The sequence below is a fragment of the Opitutia bacterium KCR 482 genome, from assembly GCA_029269845.2.
In the GTDB taxonomy this organism is placed as follows: domain Bacteria; phylum Verrucomicrobiota; class Verrucomicrobiia; order Opitutales; family Intestinicryptomonadaceae; genus Merdousia.
This window is the reverse complement of the sequence record CP149973.1, coordinates 1,061,993-1,079,399: the sequence shown is the minus strand read 5'-3', so window position 1 is coordinate 1,079,399 and position 17,407 is coordinate 1,061,993. Positions and strand designations below refer to the sequence as shown.

The following is a 17,407-nucleotide window of genomic DNA, read 5'->3' as shown; positions in this document are numbered from 1 at the left end:
TCTGAACTTGTTTTGCGTTATTTCACGCCCATGTGGCGTTTGTAGGCGGCGAGCGTGTTCTTCATGAGCATCGCAACCGTCATCGGTCCGACTCCCCCGGGGACGGGGGTAATCGCCGAGCATTTCGGCGCGACGTTCTGGAAATCGACGTCGCCCACAAGCCTGTACCCTGACTTCGTTTCCGTCGAGGGCACGCGGTTTATGCCTACGTCGATAACGCACGCGCCGTCCTTTACCATGTCGGCGGAAACCGTGTTGGGGCGTCCCACCGCCGCGACGAGAATGTCCGCCTGGGCGCAGATTTCCTTCATGTTTTCGCTGCGCGAGTGGCAGACCGTAACGGTTGCGTCCGCGCCCTTTTTCATCAGCAGCAGAGCCATGGGTTTGCCGACGATGAGGCTGCGCCCGATTACCACCGCGCGTTTGCCCTTTGTGGGTACTTCGGCGCGTTTGAGAAGCTCTATAATGCCCGCGGGCGTGCACGCCACGAACGCGCGTGAGTCTTCCTGACAGAGGAAGCCGAGGTTTGCGTTGCTGAATCCGTCAACGTCTTTGTCGGCGCGGACGCGGTTGAACGTGTCGCGCTCGTTGAGCTGTTTGGGAAGCGGCGCCTGTATGAGAATTGCGTCTACGGCGTCGTCGTTGTTGAGCCTGTCGATGAGCGCGTTGAGGTCTTCCTGCTTGGTGTCTTCGGGGAGAATGTGGAGGCGGCTTTCGATTCCGATTTCGCCGGCAACGCGCTCCTTCTTCTTGACGTACGAGACCGACGCGGGGTCTTCGCCGACGCGGATAAACGCCACGCACGGGCGGCGTCCGAATTTGAGGTTTGCGAGTTCGGCTTTAAGCTCTTCGTGAATGCTTTTTGCCGTCGCGTTTCCGTCGATAATTTTTGGCATAAATGATTAGCGTTTGATTTTCATTGATTCCGCGCGGAGGACGGTGTCGCCGTCGTCCTTGACAATCGCGCCCCTGATTTCCACGAGCTTGTCGCGGTATGTGTTGAGCTGGGGGATTACGATTTGCGTTGTGTCAACATACGCGATGAAGCGGCCGTCGACGTTGTAGATTGCGAAGTTGTAGGGCGCGGGCGCGTGGAACGGCGCGTATGTCGCGCCCGTGTATTTGAGAATCCCCGTGACGTCGCGCGGAGTGGGGTCTATTGTCGTTGTCGATTTGCATGCGCACAGCGACGCGACTATGGCGGTTGCGGCTGCGATAAGCGGCGTGATTTTCATTTTCATAAAGCGCAGATTAGGTTTTTTTATTCCGATTGCAAGACGAACTTTTTTGCGCAAAGCACGGCAAAATCGAGGTTTTCGAAGCGCGCGCCGACTTCGGCAAAGCCCGCGTCGGCGAGCATTTCGAGGTTGTCCGAAAGCGTCGCGCACCTGTCGCATTTGAGGCGTTCCCGCGCGACTTCCGTCTCGGCGGGCGTCATGAATTTTTGCATGATTTCCTCACGCGCCGCCGCGTTTTTCTCGACCGCTTGGGGAGTCGCGCCAAGAATCTGCTCGGCGTTGACGAACACGCCGCCGTCGTCGAGGGCGTCGAAGATTTTTTTGTAGAGCGACCTTTTCGCGCCGTCTTCGATGTGGTGGATTGCGAGCGCGGAGACGACCGCCGTGTACTTGCCGCGCGGCTTCCACGACGCAAAGTCGGACAGAACAAACGACGCGCGGGGGTTGCCCTCAAAGCGTTTTTTTGCGATGTCGAGCATTTTGTCGGAGATGTCTACAAGCTCCAATTCGGCGTCGGGAAATTTCCGCGCGACAAACGCCGCGAGTATTCCCGTGCCCGCGCCGAGGTCGGCTACCCGCGCGTTCGCGGGGAGTTCGAGCGCGTCCACCGCCGCGCCGTAGAATCCGTCGAAATCGGGAATTAGGTTTCGGCGTTGCGAATCGTACTGCGCCGAAATTTTTGCAAACTGCTCCTTTGCGTCCATGCCGTCCATCTAAGCCGAACGCCGCGCGTTCCGCAACGAAATTCGGCTTGCGTTTCTTTTGCCGCGGTCGGCGGCTTTGAAAATTTCCGCGCGTTGAAAAAATCCGTTCTGCGACGTCGCGTTTGCCGCGCGCTGTTTTGCGGAACGAGCCGCGCATACGCTGTCGGAAAATTTAAAACGCGCGGGAAAAATTATACCCGCGCGTTTTTGCGCTCCGAAATTTGCCGCGTCCGCGCTAAATTTTCAGCACCGACTCCGTCGGGAAGTGGACTATGCGCTTGCCCTCAAAGCGGTCGTCGCCGAAGAATTTTTGCAGGTCAAGCTCGGCGTCGGGCAGGATTTTCCGCGCGGCAAGTTCGGGCTCAAACTCGCCGCCCTTGAAGTAGATTACGCCGTTTTTCAGGTTGCCGTTGCTCCCGCGTTTGAGGCGTTTTTTCACGAAGCCGAAAAACATCGGCAGCGTGCAGACCGAACGCCCCGTCGCGTAGTCGAAAGAGTCTTTGTATTCCTCGATTCGCGCGTGGTGCGCGTACGCGTTGGAAAGTCCGAGGGCTGAAATCATTTCGTTCACCATCGCGATTTTCTTGCCCACGCCGTCGAACATTTCGACAAACGCGTTGGGGTAGAGCACAGCCATGACGATTCCGGGAAGCCCGCCGCCAGAGCCTACGTCGGCGATTCTCGCGCCGTCGGCGGGTTTGAAAAACTCCGAAATGGACGCGCAGAACGCCACGTGGCGATATTCGACGTCGTCCATATCCTTGCGCGAAAGCAGGTTCACCTTTGTGTTGACTTCGCGCAGGAGGGCGGCGAATTCAAGCAGTTTTGCGCGTTTGCCGTCGGAAAGGTTCGGGAGCTTTTCGAAAGGGTCGGGCATTAGAAAATTTCTTCGGGCTTGAAGAAGCGTTTGATTTCGATTTCCGCGTTTTCGGGAGAGTCGGAGGCGTGGGCGATGTTTTCGCGGGTGTCGTCGCCGAAGTCTCCGCGAATCGTGCCCGCGGGGGCTTTGCACGAGTCCGTCGGGCCGAGCAGCCTGCGGACTTTTGCGACCGCGTCGGTGCCTTCGAGCACCGCGAGTATCACGGGGCTGCGCATCATGAATTTCACAAGCGGCGGGTAGTAGGGCTTGCCCACGATGTGCGCGTAGTGTTCTTCGAGGATTTTCTCGTCGAGCCTGACCATTTTGCACGCGGCGATGTCCAGCCCAGATTTGAGGAATTTCGAGAGCACTTCGGGAACGAGGCGTTTTTCGATGCAGTCGGGTTTGAAAATTACAAAGGTTCTTTCTTTCATGTGTTTGAATTTGTTTTTTTATACCGGCGGCTTCAACAAAAAAAATCGGAAATTTTCGCGCCGACCGCCGCCGCGCCCTGCGTTAATGCTTGATTTTTCGGAGAAAATTGCCGACATTTAAAGGCATGAAGAATTTGAAAAAGGGATTTTCCGTCATAGAGGCGGTTCTGTTTCTTGCGATAATCGGTTTGATTGCGGCGGTGTTCGTTCCCGCGGCGGTTAAAATCCGCAAGTCGGTGCGCGAAGACGCGATTTCGGCGAACGTTTCGAAAATCGTCCACGCGGGTCAGAAATACGTCGTCGACAAGTCGGTAAAAACGGTTGACTACAAGACCCTCGTCTCGTCGAAATACATAGGCGAGCTTCTCCCCGTGGCGGGCGAGTCGTACGACAAAATCGAAATCTCCGCCGACGGCGGCAAGGTTTCGGTGGACAATCCGCTCGGCGGGAAAATCGAGCGCGAGTACTGATTTTGCGCAAATGCGTTTCGACGCGCGGGGCATGTTTCCCGCGCGTTTTTTATTTTGCGATGTCGTATTTTGCGGGTAGGGCGATTTGCCTTTCCGACATGAATTGCAGGAAGTCCGCTTGCAGCGGGGCGCGGAAAACGAGGTTCGGGAACACCCGCGAGAAATCCGCTTCGAACGCATGCAGAGCCTGCCGCTTCATGGGAAGCACCTTCAGCATTTCGGGCGTGAAGCCCTTTTCGGCGAAGTCGAGGTACAGGGTTTCGTCGTGTCCGTAGAGCTTGTCGGCAACGACGCAGTGCCCCAGCCACTGGGCGTGGACGCGTATCTGATGCTTGCGCCCCGTGAGTATTTTGACCTCCGCGAGGGTGTAGTCGCCGCCCGTTTGCGAGTACGAAAGCGGCGTGAAAACCGTTATCGCCTTTTTCGCCGACGGCTTTTGAACGGCGCAGCATGTCTTGATTGCCACGAGCGATTTTTTGTCGTCGGCGAGCGGCTGGGCGACCGTCGCGCAGCCCGCGAGTCTGCCCTCCAAGAGCGCGAGGTAGGTTTTTGAGACAAGCCCGCTACCGTCCATCGCCTTTTGCGCGGTGCTTGCGGTTTCTTTGTTTTTAGCTAGCATGACAATCCCGCTCGTCTCGCGGTCGAGGCGGCTGACGAGGTGGAGCACGTCGGCTTTGAGGTATTCCCGCGCCGCGCCCACGAGGCTCGACAGCGGACCGTTTTTCGACGGGTGGCATACGAGCCACCCCGGTTTGTTTAGCGCGAGAAAGTTGTCGTCTTCGTAGACAATCCAAGTCGGAAATTCGTCCATATCGACGAGTCCCGCCTGTTCGCCGAATTCCGAGCCGTGCGGAGGTTTTTTTTCGTCCATTATTTTTTTCCTTTTTGCCCTGCCGTAATCGCGACAAGTCCGAACGCCATCGGGCGCGTCGAGACCGACTCGAAGCCCGCGTCGAGAAACATTTTTTCAATTTCCTCCCTCGGCGGATATGCGAGCGTTGTCTCCGCAAGGTATTCGTAGTCGGCCCTGACGCCGCCGCAAAGCGACGCCGCAAGGGGGACGAATTTGCCCATGAAAATTTTTTGCGCCGCCGCAAACGCGCCGCGCGCGCGGCAGACTTCGAGTACGCAGAGCCGCGCGTCGGGTTTGAGCGTTCGGAATATTTCGCGCAGGCATGCGGGTCTGTTTCTGAAATTCCGGAAGCCGAACGAAATTGTCGCGCCGTCGAAAACGGCGTCGCCGAAAGGCAGATTTTCGCAGTCCGCCTCGACGAATTCGACTTTCGCGTAGGGGCGTTTCTTTGCGAATTTTTTTGCGGCGATTTCGAGCATCGGCTTGCAGAAATCGGCGCACTTTATTTCCGCGTCGGGATATTTTGCGGCTATTTCCAGCGCGACGTCTCCGCTTCCGCACGCGATGTCCGCCACCGTCTTTGCGCCCGCCGCTCCGCGCGGGAAGAGGGCGCGGACGAGCCGCCTGCGCCAGAGAACGTCGAGCCCGAAAGTCATTGCGCGGTTTGCGGCGTCGTAGAACGGGGCAACGCGGGAGAACATTTTTTTTACGGAGTTTTCCTCGCGGCTGTCGGGGTCGGCTATTTTGTTTCCGTTATTCATTCGATTTTTTTCCGAAGGAGCGCACCACCATGTCCGACAAAAACTTGTCGGGGTTGCCCACGCAGTCGGCGGAGATTGCGAATTCCGTCTCGCCCGTGTTGCGCGATACAATCGCAAGCCCGTGTTTGAAATCCTTGAAAACCCTTTCGCAGACCGCCGACACCGACTTGTCGTTTTCGACCGACTCGGAGACGAGCGCACGTTTTGCGCCGTCGTCGAGTTTCAGCCCGAAGCCCGTCTTTTCGCGGAACGACGCGGCGAACTTTTCGATGTCGGCAAGCATTGAGTCGCGAATCAAATCGCCGTTGTCCACGAGCAGCTCTTTGAGCGTCTCCTTCGGGTTTTCGACCGTGCGCGTGTTAAGCTCGAAGCTTTTTATGCCCGACGACGGCAGCTCGAATTTGTAGTCGCGCAGGGTGCGTTCGAGCACTGTCATCAGCCCGCGCGCGCCCGTTTTTTCGAGGTACGCGAGGTTCGAGATTGCCTTGACCGCTTCGGGGGTTATCGAAAAATCTATGCCGTAGCCCGCAAAATCCTCGCGGTACTGCTTCAAAATCGAGCCTTCCGACGACACAAGAATGTCGGCGATGTCGTCGGGTTTTAGGGCTTCGCAGGCGACGCGCACGGGGAGTCTGCCGATGAATTCCGCCTCGAACCCGTATTTGATGAAGTCGCTTGTTTCGGCGAATTTCAGGTAGTCGGAATTGTCGGCGTTTTTGTCGAAGTCGGAGTCCGACGCGAAGCCGATTGTGCCGCGGTTCATGCGCTTTGCGATTGACTCGCCCAGCTTGTCGAACGCGCCGCTTACGATGAACAGAATGTGGCGCGTGTTGATTGTGCGCTTGGGCTTTTTGCCGCCGCGCGCGCTCATTGCCATCTGCATTTGCCCCATCATGTCCTGCGGGCCGACTACGTTTACGTTCGATTCCTCCATGAGTTTGAGGAGGTTTATCTGCACGCCGCGCCCCGAAACGTCCTTGCCGCCGAAGTCGCCGCGCCCCGCGATTTTGTCGATTTCGTCGATGTAGACTATGCCGTACTGCGCCACGTCCACGTTGCCGTTTGCGGTCTTCACCAAGTTGCGCACAAGGTCCTCAACGTCCGCGCCGACGTATCCCGTTTCCGAGAACTTCGTTGCGTCAGCCTTGACGAACGGCACGCCGATGAGCTTTGCGATTGTCCGCATGAGGTATGTTTTGCCGACGCCCGTAGGCCCAAGTATGAGAATGTTTTGCTTGCCGTATTCAAGCTCTTTGACGTCGGGGTTTTCGAGGCAGCGGCGGACGTGGTTGTAGTGGTCGCAGATTGCGACCGAAAGCACCTTTTTGGCCTCGTCCTGCTTGACGACGTAGCGGTTGAGGTAGTCGCGTATTTCGCGCGGCTTCATGGAGAACTCGCGAATGCGTTTGAGCACTTCCTCCGAGTCGTCCGCGGGGTCTGCGGGGCGTTCTCCCTGTTCGGATTGCGCCCCGAACGGAATCTCCCCGAATTCGACTTTCACGGGCTTGCCGCCGAAAATTCCTTCGAGCTGTTTCTTCAACTCTTCGAGCGGATTTTCGGGCTTCGGTTTTTCGTCGGGGTTGTTTTCGGGCTTGTCGGTGTTCATGTGAATGTTATCGGCTACTTTTTGAGCGCGTCGGAAATTCTGCGCGCGAGTTCGAGGAAAATCTTGCGCGACGCCCCCGACGGATTTCCGCTTTGCAGGCTTTTGTCTATCGGTATCCTCGCCACGACTTCCGTTCCGAGCTTCCGCGCGGCCTCGTCGGCGAATCCCTCTCCGAAAACGTATTCCTTCGAGCCGTCGGGCATTTGGAAATACGCCATGTTTTCGAGCACTCCCAAAATCCTCACGCCGCTTTTTTCGAAGACCATTGCGCCCCTTGCGGCGGTTGTCGCGGCGAGCTTGTTTGAGGTGCTTACAATCAGCGCGCCGTCGAGCGGAATGATTTGCACAACGCTCAGCACGGCGTCGCCCGTGCCGGGGGGTAGGTCTATTACCATTGCGTCAAGCTCTCCCCATTCGGACTGTTCGGCGAACTGCTTGATTGCGCTTGTGACCATCGGCCCGCGCCAGATTAGCGGCTGGTCGTCATCAACAAGCATGCCCATCGACATCACCTTGATTCCGTCGATTGTCGGCGGCACGATTTTCTCGTCGGGGGTGACTGACGGGAAGACTTTTTCGCCCATCAGAATCGCCGCGCTCGGCCCGTGAATGTCGCAATCCATCAGCCCGACCCGCGCTTCGCCGCCTTTCGAAAAGATTTCCGCCAGCGCCTTTGCGAGGTTCACCGCGACCGTGCTCTTGCCGACGCCGCCCTTGCCCGACGCCACCGCGATTTTCATTTTGACGCCCGCGAGCGTTTCGTTTTTAGGCGCGGGAGCCTGCGCCTTTGCGGGGTCTTCCGCAAGTAGAACCACGTCGAACTTCGCGTTCGGGTATGCGGCTTCGAGAACTTTCGTCGCCTCCAAGACGACCTTTTTCGCCGCCTCCTTTTCGCCGCCCGTGAATATGCGCACTTCCGCGCGCGAGCCGTCGGTCTTGACGTATTTTACCATTCCGAACGACACTATGTCCTTCGAGTAGGGCGGGTATTTTACCGCTTTGAGCGTGTTTAAAATTTCCTCTTTTGTCATAATTTACTTGGATAATGCGAATTTTACGAGGGCTTCCGTGTCGGCGTCCGCGCCCAGTTTTTGCACCGCCGCTCGGACGCATTTGTCGGCGTCGGAAACTTTCAGCCCCAGAGCCGCCAGAGCCGCGACAGCGTCGGAGACGTTCGAATTTTCCGCGCCGCCCGCCGCCGCGTTTGCAGACCCCGAAACGCCCGCGAGAGTTCCCTTCAATTCTAGCACAAGCCGCTCCGCCGTCTTTTTGCCTATTCCGGGGCATTTCGAGAGCGTGGCGACGTCGCCCGATTTTATCGAATCGCGCAGTGTTGCGACCGACATTCTGCTCATCATGTTCAGCGCGGTTTTCGGCCCGATTCCGGAGACTTTTTCGACTATCGTTTTGAAGAAGTCCCTGTCGGACGCCGACGCGAACCCGTAGAGCGACTGCGAGTCCTCGCGGTAGACCGCCACCGTGTACAGCATGACTTCACTTCCCGTTTTCGGAAGTAATTCCGTAGTTGTAAGCGGAATGTTCACTTCGTAGAAAATTCCGCCCGTTTCAACGACCGCCTCGAACAGGGACGACGAAACCAGTTTGCCTTTTATCCCGACTATCATAAAAAACTCCGTTTGCCGCGCAATTGTTGGCGGCGGTTTTTTGCGCGGGCGCGTTTTGCCCGCAAGCATAAAAAAGTCCGCGCTTTTCGGCGCGGACGCTGTGCGTTATTTCAAATTCAGAACGTCGTCCATGCCGTAGAGTCCCGCGGGCTTGCCTTTCAGCCACTGCGCCGCGCGAACCGCGCCCTTCGAGAACACCGCCCTGTCGGCGGCCTTGTGGACAAGCTCCAAGCGTTCGCCGTCGGCGGCGAAAATCACGGTGTGGTCTCCGACGACGCTTCCGCCGCGGAGCGCGTGCACGCCTATTTCGCCCGCCTTGCGCTCGCCGACCATTCCCTTGCGCCCGTAGCAAACCGAGTCTTCGCCGACTCCGCGCTCCTTGCAGACAATCTCTTTGAGCTTTTCCGCCGTGCCGCTGGGCGCGTCCTTTTTGTGCTTGTGGTGCATTTCCACGATTTCCACGTCGTAGGAGTCGTCGAGAATTTTTGCGGCGATTTTCGTCAAATAGTTCAGAAGGTTCACGCCCAGCGAGTAGTTGCCCGCCCACACAATCGGGATTTCCTTCGCGCATTCGAGGATTTCCGCCCGCTGTTCGGGCGAGTGCCCCGTTGTGCCTATCACGAGGGGTATTTTGTATTTTGCGCAGAGTTTTGCAAGCGGCGCGGTCGCGTCGCGGAAAGAGAAGTCTATCGCGGCGTCGCAGTCTTTGATGAGGTCTTCGGCGTTGTCGCCCAAGTCGCACCCGACGCATTCCATGCCCGCCTCTTTTGCTGTTGCGGCGATTGCGTGTCCCATGCGCCCGTTCGCGCCGTTTATGAGAATTTTGAAAGCCATTTTTATATCCCCGCCTTTTTCATTTCGGTTTCGAGTTTTTCGAGGTTTTCGGGGCGCATTGCGCAGAGCGGCAGGCGCACGAAGGGGCTTGAAATCATGCCCTTCAATGCCATTGCGGTCTTTGCGGGAACGGGGTTCGGCTCGATGAACAGCGCGTGGAAGAAGCCCGCGAACGAGTCCGAAATAGCCTGCGCCTTTTGCGTTTCGCCCGCGAGCATGAGGTCCACCATTTCGACCATCTTTTCGGGAACGATGTTAGACGCCACGCTGATTACGCCCTTTGCGCCCTTTTTCATGAAGTCTATCGTAAGTCCGTCGTCGCCGCTTAAAATCGTGAAGTTTGCGTCAACTTTGCCGTTGAGATCTTCGACCTTTTCAACCTTGCCGCCAGCCTCTTTCATCACGCAGATGTTGGGGAATTTTTTGTACAGCCGCGCGGCGGTGTCGTTGGAGATTTCGATTCCGCAGCGCCCGGGAATCGAGTAGAGGAAAATCGGCTTGCGCGTGCATTTTGCGACTTCCGCCATGTGGAGGTATACGCCCTCCTGCGACGGCTTGTTGTAGTAGGGCGCAACGACGAGGAAGCCGTCCGCGCCTGCTTCGTCCGCCTCTCTTGTGAGGTGCACCGCTTCGCGCGTGCAGTTCGAGCCTGTTCCCGCGATTACGGGAACGCGGCCGTTTGCGTACTCTATGATTTTCTTGATTACTACAATGTGTTCCACGGGGTCGAGCGTGGGCGATTCGCCCGTCGTTCCGACCGCGACAAGTCCCTTAACGCCGCCCTTGATTTGCGCTTCGACGAGCTTTTTAAGCGCGTCGTAATCGACGCCCTGTTCGGTCATCGGGGTAATCAAAGCGGTCCAAACTCCTGAAAAATTTTGCATATCCGTAAATTCAACCAAACCCCGCGCGTCTTGCAACACTTTTTAGACTTTTTCTCCCCGATTTCGGCGGGGAGATTTGCGCGGCGCGGCGGGCGCGGGCGTTCAGTCTTTTAGAATTTTGATTTCGTCTTTTACGAGTCCGCGCGGCTGCGTTGTAAATTCGAGCTTCGGCTCTTTTGCGGCGTCGCATTCAAGCAGGACTATTTCGTTTGCGCCCTTTTTGACGAGCGTCGCGGGAATGTATGTCGTTTTCAGCGGGCTGTCGGCGTCGTAGCGGCCGAGCAGGAAGCCGTTTATCCAGATGTATCCGCGCGTGAAGTTTTCGAAAGACACGTAAGAGTCGGCGGCTTCCGACGCCTCGAATTTTCCCTTGAAGAACATGGGGTATTCCGACTTGTCCGCCGACGCCGTTTTGCCGAGCGGCTTCCAGTCTATTTTCGAGATGTCTTCGAGGGGAATCGGGTTTGCCGTCCAGCCGAAGTGGTATTCGTTTTGAATGCGCACGCCGCCCGTGATGCCCTTGCGGTTTTCAGCCATCGTAGGCCCGATATTCACGCGCCCCTGATTTTCCGCGAGTATGTTGAGCGTGCTTCCGTTTTTGCCGACCTTGATTTTGTAAATCGGTTCGGGGTCGTTCTGCCCGCAGTCGCCGATGTCCGCGCCGTCGAGGTTCACCCAGACGCGGTCGCGGATTCCGTAGATTGACAGGCGCTGCGAGTCCGAAATCTGCGGCCTGATTTTCGCCGAGTAGTTTATGAAGCCGTAGTTGAAGCCCGTGTCCTCCATCGTCGGGAGCACCGCGCATTTTATTGTTTTCGGCGAGAGGTTTTCGATGTTTTTGCGCATTGAGGCGCATTTTTCAAAAACGGCGTCGGAGTGTTTTACCTTTTTCGACGCGGGGGGGACGGGAATGTTTTTCGCGTCGGGGTTGTATTTCAAAAGCACTTCGCGGAATGCAAAATATTTCGGCATGGGGTCGCCCGCTTCGTTGAGGAGCGCGTCCACGTCGTAGCTTGAAATCTGCGGGCGGAATTCCGCAAAGGCGGAGGTCTTGCGCATTGCGCCGTTCATCAGCCCGAACGTCGTTCCGCCGTGGAACATGTAGAAGCTGACATGCCCGCCCATGGCGAGAAATTCGTCAAGCTCTGCGGCTGTCGCCTTGTAGTCGCGAACGCGAAGGGGAATTTTTAGGCGCATTCCCTGACCCGCCCAGAGTTCGCTGACCATTACAGGCTTGTCGGGCTGTATGCGCTTCATCTTTTTGAATGTCGAAACCAGCTTGCCGCCGCAGGTTGCCGTGAGCCACACGCCGTCCACAGGCAGCGGGTTTAGCGCGCTTGTGGGCGATGGGTCGGCGGAGTAGATTATGCCCTTGAAGCCCGTATTCAAAACGTAGTCGCGCAGAAATTCTATGTATTCGGCGTCGTCGGCGAAGTTGTCGTATTCGTTTTCGAGCTGTATTGCGACCACCGCGCCGCCGTTGTTGCAGAAGTGCGGCTTGACGATTTCGAAAAGTTTGTCGTAGTATTTTTTTACCGCGGCGAGGTACTTCGGGTCGGAGCACCTGATGGTGAGGTTGCGGTCTTTGAGAAGCCACGCGGGGAGTCCGCCGAAGTCCCACTCCGCGCAGATGTACGGCGAGGGGCGCAGCATGACTTTAAGCCCCTCCTCCTTGCAGAGTTTGAGGTATGCGTCGAGGTCGGCAATTCCGTCGAAATAAAATTCGTCTTCCGACGGCTGGTGCAGGTTCCACGGAACGTATGTGGCAAGCGTGTTCAGCCCGCATGCTTTAAGCTTTTCTATTCTGTCTTTCCAGTTCCCGCGCGGTATTCTGAAATAGTGCATTTCGCCCGACAGAAACCTGAACGGCTTGCCGTCCACAAACACGCCGTTTTCGTCAACGTGGGCGGTTCCCTTTCGACTTTCGCCCGCGCATGTCGCGCATGCCGCGAGCGTCGATAAAACAGCAAATAGCAATCCCGTGTATATTGTTTTCATGAATCCGAAGTTTAAACGCAGCTTAGGTTTTGTCGAATCTTGTTTAAAAATTTTTACTGTACAGTTTAGCGAAAAACCGAATCCGCCGCGCTTGACGCTGCGTCCGCGAGCCGGATTTAAAAAACTTCGCCGCCCGACATTTTTACGCTGCGAGCCGTGCGCTTTGCGAAGTCGGGGTTGTGGGTGATGAGCAGCAGAGCCGTGCCGCGTTCGGCGCAGAGCGAAAGGAACATTTCCATGACTTCGTTTGCCGTAGATTCGTCGAGGTTGCCCGTCGGCTCGTCGGCGAGTATGATTTGCGGCGAATTGAGAATTGCCCGCGCCACCGCCACGCGCTGCTTTTCGCCGCCCGACATTTGCGGCGGCAGGTGCTTTGCCCTCGATTTCAGCCCGACCCTTTCGAGGAGTCCGAGCGCGAGTTTCGGCGTTTGCGAGTCGAACCTGCCCGCGATTCGCGCGGCAAGGCAGACGTTTTCGAGCGCGTTGAGTTCGGGCACAAGGCAGTAGTTCTGGAAGACGAATCCCATGAAGCCCGCCCGCAGTTTTGCCTGCTTTGAGTTCGGCAGATTGTCGATTCTCGCGCCGCCCCAAAATACCTTCCCGCCGCTCGGCGATTCCAAACCCGCGAGGATATTCAGGAACGTCGTCTTTCCCGCGCCGCTTTCGCCGCGCAGGCTCACGCTTTCGCCGCGCCCGACCGACAGGCTTGCGCCGCGCAAAACCTCCAAGAATCCGCCGTCGGGAGACCTGAATTTTTTGCGCACTCCCTCCGCCCTCAAAACCGTTTCGCCGAAATCGCTATTCATTGCGCATAGCCTCCGACGCTTTCAGCCGTGCCGCGCGGATTGCCGGCAGAAGCCCCGCGAGCGTGCACAAAACCACCGAGAACCCCGACGCCCAAAGCGCGTCGGAAAGCTCGTACTTTACGGGCAGGTGCGCGAAGTGGTAGAACTCTATCAACGCCTCGCGCCCGACCACAAGCTGGACAATCGGCTCGCGGAAAGTGAGCACAAGCCATGTCAGCCCAAGCCCCGCCAACGCGCCGCACACGCCGATTACGAATCCCTGAAAGCAGTACATCGCCGCAATTTGGCAGGGCCTTGCGCCCATTGCGCCCATCAGCCCTATCTCGCGCGTTTTGCGCAGCACCGAGGTGTAGAGCGAAATGCAGATTGAAAACGACGCCACCAAAATTATAAGCACAATTATAAGCGACATCATCACCTTTTCCATTTTGATTACGCGCAGGAACGCCTCGTTGCTCGTAAGCCATGTGGACGCCCTCATTGGGAAGGAAAGTTTTTTCTGGATTTCGCGGGCGGTTTTCGTGCAGTCGGCGTTGTCGTCGAGGCGCAGCACGAGAGCGTGCGTGCCGTCGCCGAGTCCGTAAAGTTCGCGCATTCGCCGCAGGGAGACGAGCGCGACGTTCGAGTCTACCTCGGAATAGTCCGTCATCAGCAGCCCCACAACTTCGAGCCGCGCGGGCATGGGCACTTCGTCCTTTTTGATTTTGTCGAGCATTGTGGGCGACACAATTTCCACGGTGTCTCCCACCGTGATTCCCGCATTTGCCGCGAGCCTCTGTCCGAGAATGATTGAGTCGTCGTCGAGGTTCGAGATGTCGCCGAGCTTGACGTAGCTTTTCTCCCTTATCGGCAGGGCGCATTCCTCCGAAACGGTGTCGTAGCTGCGGAGAATCGGGAAAGTCGGCACGTTGTTTGCAAGCATCATCACCGGCCCCCGCGCGACCTTTTCGACAGTCTTTACGCCCGCCGTCTTTTTCAGGTCGGCGACGAGTTTTTCCAGCCCGAACATCGTGCGGCCGTTTTTGCGGATAATTACGTCGCCCGTAGTGTCGCGGAGTTTTTCGCCTATCTGCTCGTGGAAGCCGTTCATTACGCTCTGCGTGCCGAAAAGACCGAGCACGCCGAGCGCGACCCCCAAGACCGACACCGCCGCGAAAAACGACGCAATCTTTCCCGTCGGAAAGAGCTGTTTAAGGGCGATGTACAGCCACCACTTCATCTGCTATTCGGGGCGGAGCGACGGGAAGAGGATTGTGTCGCGGATATTCGCCGCGCCCGTGAGCAGAATTACGAGCCTGTCGATGCCGATTCCCATGCCGCCCGCGGGAGGCATGCCGTATTCTAGCGCGGTGAGGAAGTCTTCGTCGAGGTTCTGCTTTTCCTCTCCGACCTGCGCTTCGAACATTTCGCGCTGAATGAAGGGGTCGTTTTGCTCCGAGTATGCGGGGGCGATTTCCTGCCCGTTTATGCACAGTTCGAAAACGTCGAGCACGCGCGGGTCTTTTTTGTTGAGCTTCGCCAGCGGGCACAGCTCGCGGGGAATGTGCATGACGAATGTCGGCTGGATAAGGTTCGGCTCGACGAGCTTCCCGTAGACGTTGTTTGTGATTTCGTAGTCTTCGAGGTCGTCGCTAAGCTCGATGTCCGAGTTCGTTTCGCCGGCGATTTTCTTTGCCGCGGCGAGTTTTTCGTCGCGCGAAAGCTCGAACCAGTTGGGCATTTTTGTCGCCTCGATGATGAGGTCTTTGTAGTCAACCTCGCGCCATTCGCCGCCGAGTTCGATTGTGCCGCCGTCGGCGCGGGGGATTGACGTTGTGCCCAGCACGTTTTCGCAAATGCGCTTAATCATGGAGCGGAAAAGCTCCATCATGCCCCTGTGGTCGGAGTATGCCTGATAGACTTCGAGCATTGTAAATTCTGGGTTGTGCTTGCGGTCGACGCCTTCGTTTCTGAAAACGCGCCCCATTTCGAAAACGCGGTCGAAGCCGCCTACGAGCATGCGTTTCAGATAGAGTTCAAGGGCGATTCGCAGGTAAAAGTCGCAGTCGAGGGCGTTGAAGTGGGTGATGAACGGGCGCGCCGCCGCGCCGCCGGCAACCGAGTGCAGAACGGGGGTTTCCACTTCGAGGAAATCTCGCGACCAGAGGAATTCGCGGATTTCGCGCACGATTGCGCTTCTGAGCTTGAAGCGTTTGCGCGAGTCCTGATTGACCATGAGGTCGAGGTATCTCTGGCGGTAGATTTGCTCGCTGTTTGTTAGCCCGTGCCATTTTTCGGGGAGGGGGCGGAGCGATTTTGCGAGCATTTTGAACTCGCAGACGCGGACGGTGATTTCGCCCGTCTTTGTCTTGAAGAGCTTGCCGCGCGCGCCGATGATGTCGCCGAGGTCGAGATTTTTCTTGAAGTCGTCGTTGTAGACGCCTTCGGGGAGTCCGTCGCGGGCGACGTAGAGCTGGATAATTCCGTCCCTGTCCTGAATTTTGAGGAAGCTTGCCTTGCCCATGAGCCTGAACACGAGCACGCGGCCCGCGACGCTCACTTCGTGCTCCGAGTTTTGCCCCTCTTCGAGGGATTCGTCGAAAGATTCAATCGCCGTTTTGCTTGTGTGCGTGGGCGTCCATTCGGCGCGGAACGGGTCGAAGCCCTTTGCGCGCATTGAGTCGAGTTTCGCCTTTCTGACGGCGAAAAGGTCGTGGGAATTGTCCTGAATAGTCTTTTGTTCTTCGCTCATTTCGATAAAAATAATTACCTGATTTTCCCACAATCGAGCCAAAAGGCAACTTTTTTTAAGCAAATACTTTGCAAAAAACCGAAAAATTTTGCTTTTAGCAAACCGCCGATTTTATAAAAACAAACCATTTTGTGTTAAATAAAATAAATACAAACTAATTTGCTTTTAGCAAAATGCCATTTTTCTAAAAACAAACGCCTTTGCATTGAATAAAATAAAAGCAAACCGTTTTGTTTTTAGCAAACCGCCGATTTTATAAAAACAAAAGCCTTTGTGTTTATTTCGCTAAAAACAAATTCGCTTGTGTTTATTGAATTGAATATTTTCTAAAAGCAAGCTCCTTTGTAAATATAAAATACGCATTTTGCTTGACACAAACGCGCCGATAACTGTAATATGAAGATATAATTTTATGAAACCGTACATTCCGCAAAAGCTTCCGTTGGCAAATATAGACTGGTTTTCTCTTATTTCGAAAATCGGGCAGGCGAATCGCGCCATTGCAAATTTCAACGGCATTTTGAATGCAATAGCCAATCCTGATTTGCTTTTGTCGCCGATTTTGTCAAACGAAGCCTTGCTTTCGAGCAAAATAGAGGGCACGCAGGTAAACACGGTAGACGTTTTGACGTTCGAAGCGGGGGTAGACGGGGATTCCGCCGAGAAAAAAAGCGACATTCACGAAGTCATAAATTACAGAAAGGCCATTTCCTATGCTTCGGAGGAAGTTGCGCTTCGCCCCGTTTCGCTCTATCTTATAAAAGAGATTCACAGGCTTTTGCTCGACAACGTGCGCGGCGCAACAAAAAGCCCCGGTCAAATCAGGGAGGTGCAAAACTACATTGGGTCGAGAAGCGGCGGCATCGAAAACGCGCGTTTTGTGCCGCCCGAACCGATTCTCGTGCCCGAATACATGGACAATTTCATCGAGTACCTCTGTTCGGACGACAAAGACCCGCTTGTTCAGGCCGCCGTAATGCACGCGCAGTTCGAGATAATCCACCCTTTCTGCGACGGCAACGGCAGGCTTGGGCGAATGCTTGTGCCGCTCTTTCTTTTTCAAAAGGGCATAATATCGAGGCCCACGCTGTACATAAGCCAGTATCTTGAACAGAACGAAATGCTTTACAAAGACTCGTTGCGGGCGATTACCGAAAACGGCGATTGGACCGCTTGGATTTCGTTTTTTCTCGACGCAATCAAGTGGCAGGCGGACAGAAATTACACCGTAGCAAAAAAAATAATGGATTACTACGAACGCACGAAAGCCAAAATCATAGACATTACGTCTTCCCAGCACGCGATTTTGCTTTTGGACGCCATGATTGCAAGGCCGATGTTCAGGCAGAGCATGCTGAACCTTTCGTCGAAGCCGTCGAACGCAACGGTTTACGCGCTGTTGAAAAAGTTGGTGAAGGCCGAAATCGTCTCGATTTACGACAACGGCGCGGGGCGTTCCGCAACTTTGTATTGGCTCAAAGACCTCTTGGAAATTTCCGACAGTCTGTAAGTCGCGTCGCGGCGGCTTTTCTCCGCAATGCAAAAAACGCGCAAGGGTTATTGCCTTGCGCGTTTTTGTTGTTTTGTCGGAAGCGCCGATTTTT

General features: G+C 55.9%; 18 protein-coding genes. 2 read left to right on the top strand and 16 right to left on the bottom strand.

Annotation, left to right across the window (positions count from 1 at the left end; genetic code table 11):
* Window positions 1–17: 17 nt before the first annotated feature.
* The 5 genes from folD to ndk form a co-directional block, all read right to left on the bottom strand.
* Window positions 18–896 carry a bifunctional methylenetetrahydrofolate dehydrogenase/methenyltetrahydrofolate cyclohydrolase FolD gene (folD, locus tag P3B99_004460; protein ID WYJ08375.1) on the bottom strand — a complete coding sequence of 293 codons (879 nt, stop codon included), beginning with the start codon at window positions 894–896 and terminating at the stop codon, window positions 18–20.
* A gap of 6 nt (window positions 897–902) precedes the next feature.
* Window positions 903–1,241 (bottom strand): hypothetical protein, encoded by a 339-nt coding sequence (locus P3B99_004455; GenBank protein WYJ08374.1) that lies wholly within the window; start codon window positions 1,239–1,241, stop codon window positions 903–905.
* 20 nt (window positions 1,242–1,261) lie between these two features.
* Window positions 1,262–1,951, bottom strand: coding sequence for a class I SAM-dependent methyltransferase (locus tag P3B99_004450; protein ID WYJ08373.1), 690 nt, complete (start codon window positions 1,949–1,951; stop codon window positions 1,262–1,264).
* A gap of 226 nt (window positions 1,952–2,177) precedes the next feature.
* Window positions 2,178–2,819, bottom strand: a complete 642-nt coding sequence (locus tag P3B99_004445) for an RsmG family class I SAM-dependent methyltransferase (protein ID WYJ08372.1) — start codon at window positions 2,817–2,819, stop codon at window positions 2,178–2,180.
* Entirely contained in the window at window positions 2,819–3,235 is a 417-nt protein-coding gene (gene ndk / locus P3B99_004440) for a nucleoside-diphosphate kinase (GenBank protein ID WYJ08371.1), read from the bottom strand. Before ndk ends, P3B99_004445 begins: the two co-directional genes overlap by 1 nt.
* Before the next feature lie 125 nt (window positions 3,236–3,360).
* Here ndk and P3B99_004435 point away from each other — a divergent pair, with 125 nt between their 5' ends.
* Window positions 3,361–3,705: a type II secretion system protein gene (locus tag P3B99_004435; GenBank protein WYJ08370.1), complete on the top strand. Its 345-nt coding sequence runs from the start codon at window positions 3,361–3,363 to the stop codon at window positions 3,703–3,705.
* Window positions 3,706–3,754: 49 nt separating this feature from the next.
* On the opposite strand, the gene P3B99_004430 is transcribed toward P3B99_004435, so the two are convergent.
* The 11 genes from P3B99_004430 to lysS form a co-directional block, all read right to left on the bottom strand.
* Entirely contained in the window at window positions 3,755–4,576 is an 822-nt protein-coding gene (locus P3B99_004430) for an RNA pseudouridine synthase (protein WYJ08369.1), read from the bottom strand.
* A complete protein-coding gene (locus P3B99_004425) occupies window positions 4,576–5,319 on the bottom strand; it encodes a ubiquinone/menaquinone biosynthesis methyltransferase (GenBank protein WYJ08368.1) in 744 nt (247 codons plus the stop codon). The genes P3B99_004430 and P3B99_004425 overlap by 1 nt, the downstream gene beginning before the upstream one ends.
* Window positions 5,312–6,925: an AAA family ATPase gene (locus P3B99_004420; GenBank protein ID WYJ08367.1), complete on the bottom strand. Its 1,614-nt coding sequence runs from the start codon at window positions 6,923–6,925 to the stop codon at window positions 5,312–5,314. The genes P3B99_004425 and P3B99_004420 overlap by 8 nt, the downstream gene beginning before the upstream one ends.
* Before the next feature lie 14 nt (window positions 6,926–6,939).
* The gene (locus tag P3B99_004415) at window positions 6,940–7,956 is read right to left on the bottom strand and encodes an Mrp/NBP35 family ATP-binding protein (protein WYJ08366.1); all 1,017 of its coding nucleotides are present in this window, start codon (window positions 7,954–7,956) and stop codon (window positions 6,940–6,942) included.
* A gap of 3 nt (window positions 7,957–7,959) precedes the next feature.
* Window positions 7,960–8,550, bottom strand: a complete 591-nt coding sequence (gene ruvA, locus P3B99_004410) for a Holliday junction branch migration protein RuvA (GenBank protein ID WYJ08365.1) — start codon at window positions 8,548–8,550, stop codon at window positions 7,960–7,962.
* 105 nt (window positions 8,551–8,655) lie between these two features.
* A complete protein-coding gene (gene dapB, locus P3B99_004405) occupies window positions 8,656–9,384 on the bottom strand; it encodes a 4-hydroxy-tetrahydrodipicolinate reductase (GenBank protein ID WYJ08364.1) in 729 nt (242 codons plus the stop codon).
* A gap of 2 nt (window positions 9,385–9,386) precedes the next feature.
* Window positions 9,387–10,268 carry a 4-hydroxy-tetrahydrodipicolinate synthase gene (dapA, locus tag P3B99_004400; protein WYJ08363.1) on the bottom strand — a complete coding sequence of 294 codons (882 nt, stop codon included), beginning with the start codon at window positions 10,266–10,268 and terminating at the stop codon, window positions 9,387–9,389.
* Window positions 10,269–10,370: 102 nt separating this feature from the next.
* On the bottom strand, window positions 10,371–12,266 hold the full coding sequence (locus tag P3B99_004395) for a beta-galactosidase (GenBank protein ID WYJ08362.1): 1,896 nt from the start codon (window positions 12,264–12,266) through the stop codon (window positions 10,371–10,373).
* Window positions 12,267–12,382: 116 nt separating this feature from the next.
* A complete protein-coding gene (locus tag P3B99_004390) occupies window positions 12,383–13,072 on the bottom strand; it encodes an ABC transporter ATP-binding protein (protein WYJ08361.1) in 690 nt (229 codons plus the stop codon).
* Complete coding sequence (locus P3B99_004385; protein ID WYJ08360.1) at window positions 13,065–14,291, bottom strand: FtsX-like permease family protein; 1,227 nt, start codon at window positions 14,289–14,291, stop codon at window positions 13,065–13,067. Before P3B99_004385 ends, P3B99_004390 begins: the two co-directional genes overlap by 8 nt.
* 3 nt (window positions 14,292–14,294) lie before the next feature.
* On the bottom strand, window positions 14,295–15,803 hold the full coding sequence (lysS, locus tag P3B99_004380; protein WYJ08359.1) for a lysine--tRNA ligase: 1,509 nt from the start codon (window positions 15,801–15,803) through the stop codon (window positions 14,295–14,297).
* Between the two features lie 412 nt (window positions 15,804–16,215).
* On the opposite strand from lysS, the gene P3B99_004375 reads away from it, so the two are divergent.
* Window positions 16,216–17,313: a Fic/DOC family N-terminal domain-containing protein gene (locus P3B99_004375; GenBank protein ID WYJ08358.1), complete on the top strand. Its 1,098-nt coding sequence runs from the start codon at window positions 16,216–16,218 to the stop codon at window positions 17,311–17,313.
* Window positions 17,314–17,407: the final 94 nt, after the last annotated feature.

What these genes read in the sequence shown, in the direction of transcription:
- folD (WYJ08375.1), bottom strand. Translation starts at nt 896, where the DNA reads ATGCCAAAAATTATCGACGGAAACGCGACGGCAAAAAGCATTCACGAA.
- P3B99_004455 (WYJ08374.1), bottom strand. Translation starts at nt 1,241, where the DNA reads ATGAAAATGAAAATCACGCCGCTTATCGCAGCCGCAACCGCCATAGTC.
- P3B99_004450 (WYJ08373.1), bottom strand. Translation starts at nt 1,951, where the DNA reads ATGGACGGCATGGACGCAAAGGAGCAGTTTGCAAAAATTTCGGCGCAG.
- P3B99_004445 (WYJ08372.1), bottom strand. Translation starts at nt 2,819, where the DNA reads ATGCCCGACCCTTTCGAAAAGCTCCCGAACCTTTCCGACGGCAAACGC.
- ndk (WYJ08371.1), bottom strand. Translation starts at nt 3,235, where the DNA reads ATGAAAGAAAGAACCTTTGTAATTTTCAAACCCGACTGCATCGAAAAA.
- P3B99_004435 (WYJ08370.1), top strand. Translation starts at nt 3,361, where the DNA reads ATGAAGAATTTGAAAAAGGGATTTTCCGTCATAGAGGCGGTTCTGTTT.
- P3B99_004430 (WYJ08369.1), bottom strand. Translation starts at nt 4,576, where the DNA reads ATGGACGAAAAAAAACCTCCGCACGGCTCGGAATTCGGCGAACAGGCG.
- P3B99_004425 (WYJ08368.1), bottom strand. Translation starts at nt 5,319, where the DNA reads ATGAATAACGGAAACAAAATAGCCGACCCCGACAGCCGCGAGGAAAAC.
- P3B99_004420 (WYJ08367.1), bottom strand. Translation starts at nt 6,925, where the DNA reads ATGAACACCGACAAGCCCGAAAACAACCCCGACGAAAAACCGAAGCCC.
- P3B99_004415 (WYJ08366.1), bottom strand. Translation starts at nt 7,956, where the DNA reads ATGACAAAAGAGGAAATTTTAAACACGCTCAAAGCGGTAAAATACCCG.
- ruvA (WYJ08365.1), bottom strand. Translation starts at nt 8,550, where the DNA reads ATGATAGTCGGGATAAAAGGCAAACTGGTTTCGTCGTCCCTGTTCGAG.
- dapB (WYJ08364.1), bottom strand. Translation starts at nt 9,384, where the DNA reads ATGGCTTTCAAAATTCTCATAAACGGCGCGAACGGGCGCATGGGACAC.
- dapA (WYJ08363.1), bottom strand. Translation starts at nt 10,268, where the DNA reads ATGCAAAATTTTTCAGGAGTTTGGACCGCTTTGATTACCCCGATGACC.
- P3B99_004395 (WYJ08362.1), bottom strand. Translation starts at nt 12,266, where the DNA reads ATGAAAACAATATACACGGGATTGCTATTTGCTGTTTTATCGACGCTC.
- P3B99_004390 (WYJ08361.1), bottom strand. Translation starts at nt 13,072, where the DNA reads ATGAATAGCGATTTCGGCGAAACGGTTTTGAGGGCGGAGGGAGTGCGC.
- P3B99_004385 (WYJ08360.1), bottom strand. Translation starts at nt 14,291, where the DNA reads ATGAAGTGGTGGCTGTACATCGCCCTTAAACAGCTCTTTCCGACGGGA.
- lysS (WYJ08359.1), bottom strand. Translation starts at nt 15,803, where the DNA reads ATGAGCGAAGAACAAAAGACTATTCAGGACAATTCCCACGACCTTTTC.
- P3B99_004375 (WYJ08358.1), top strand. Translation starts at nt 16,216, where the DNA reads ATGAAACCGTACATTCCGCAAAAGCTTCCGTTGGCAAATATAGACTGG.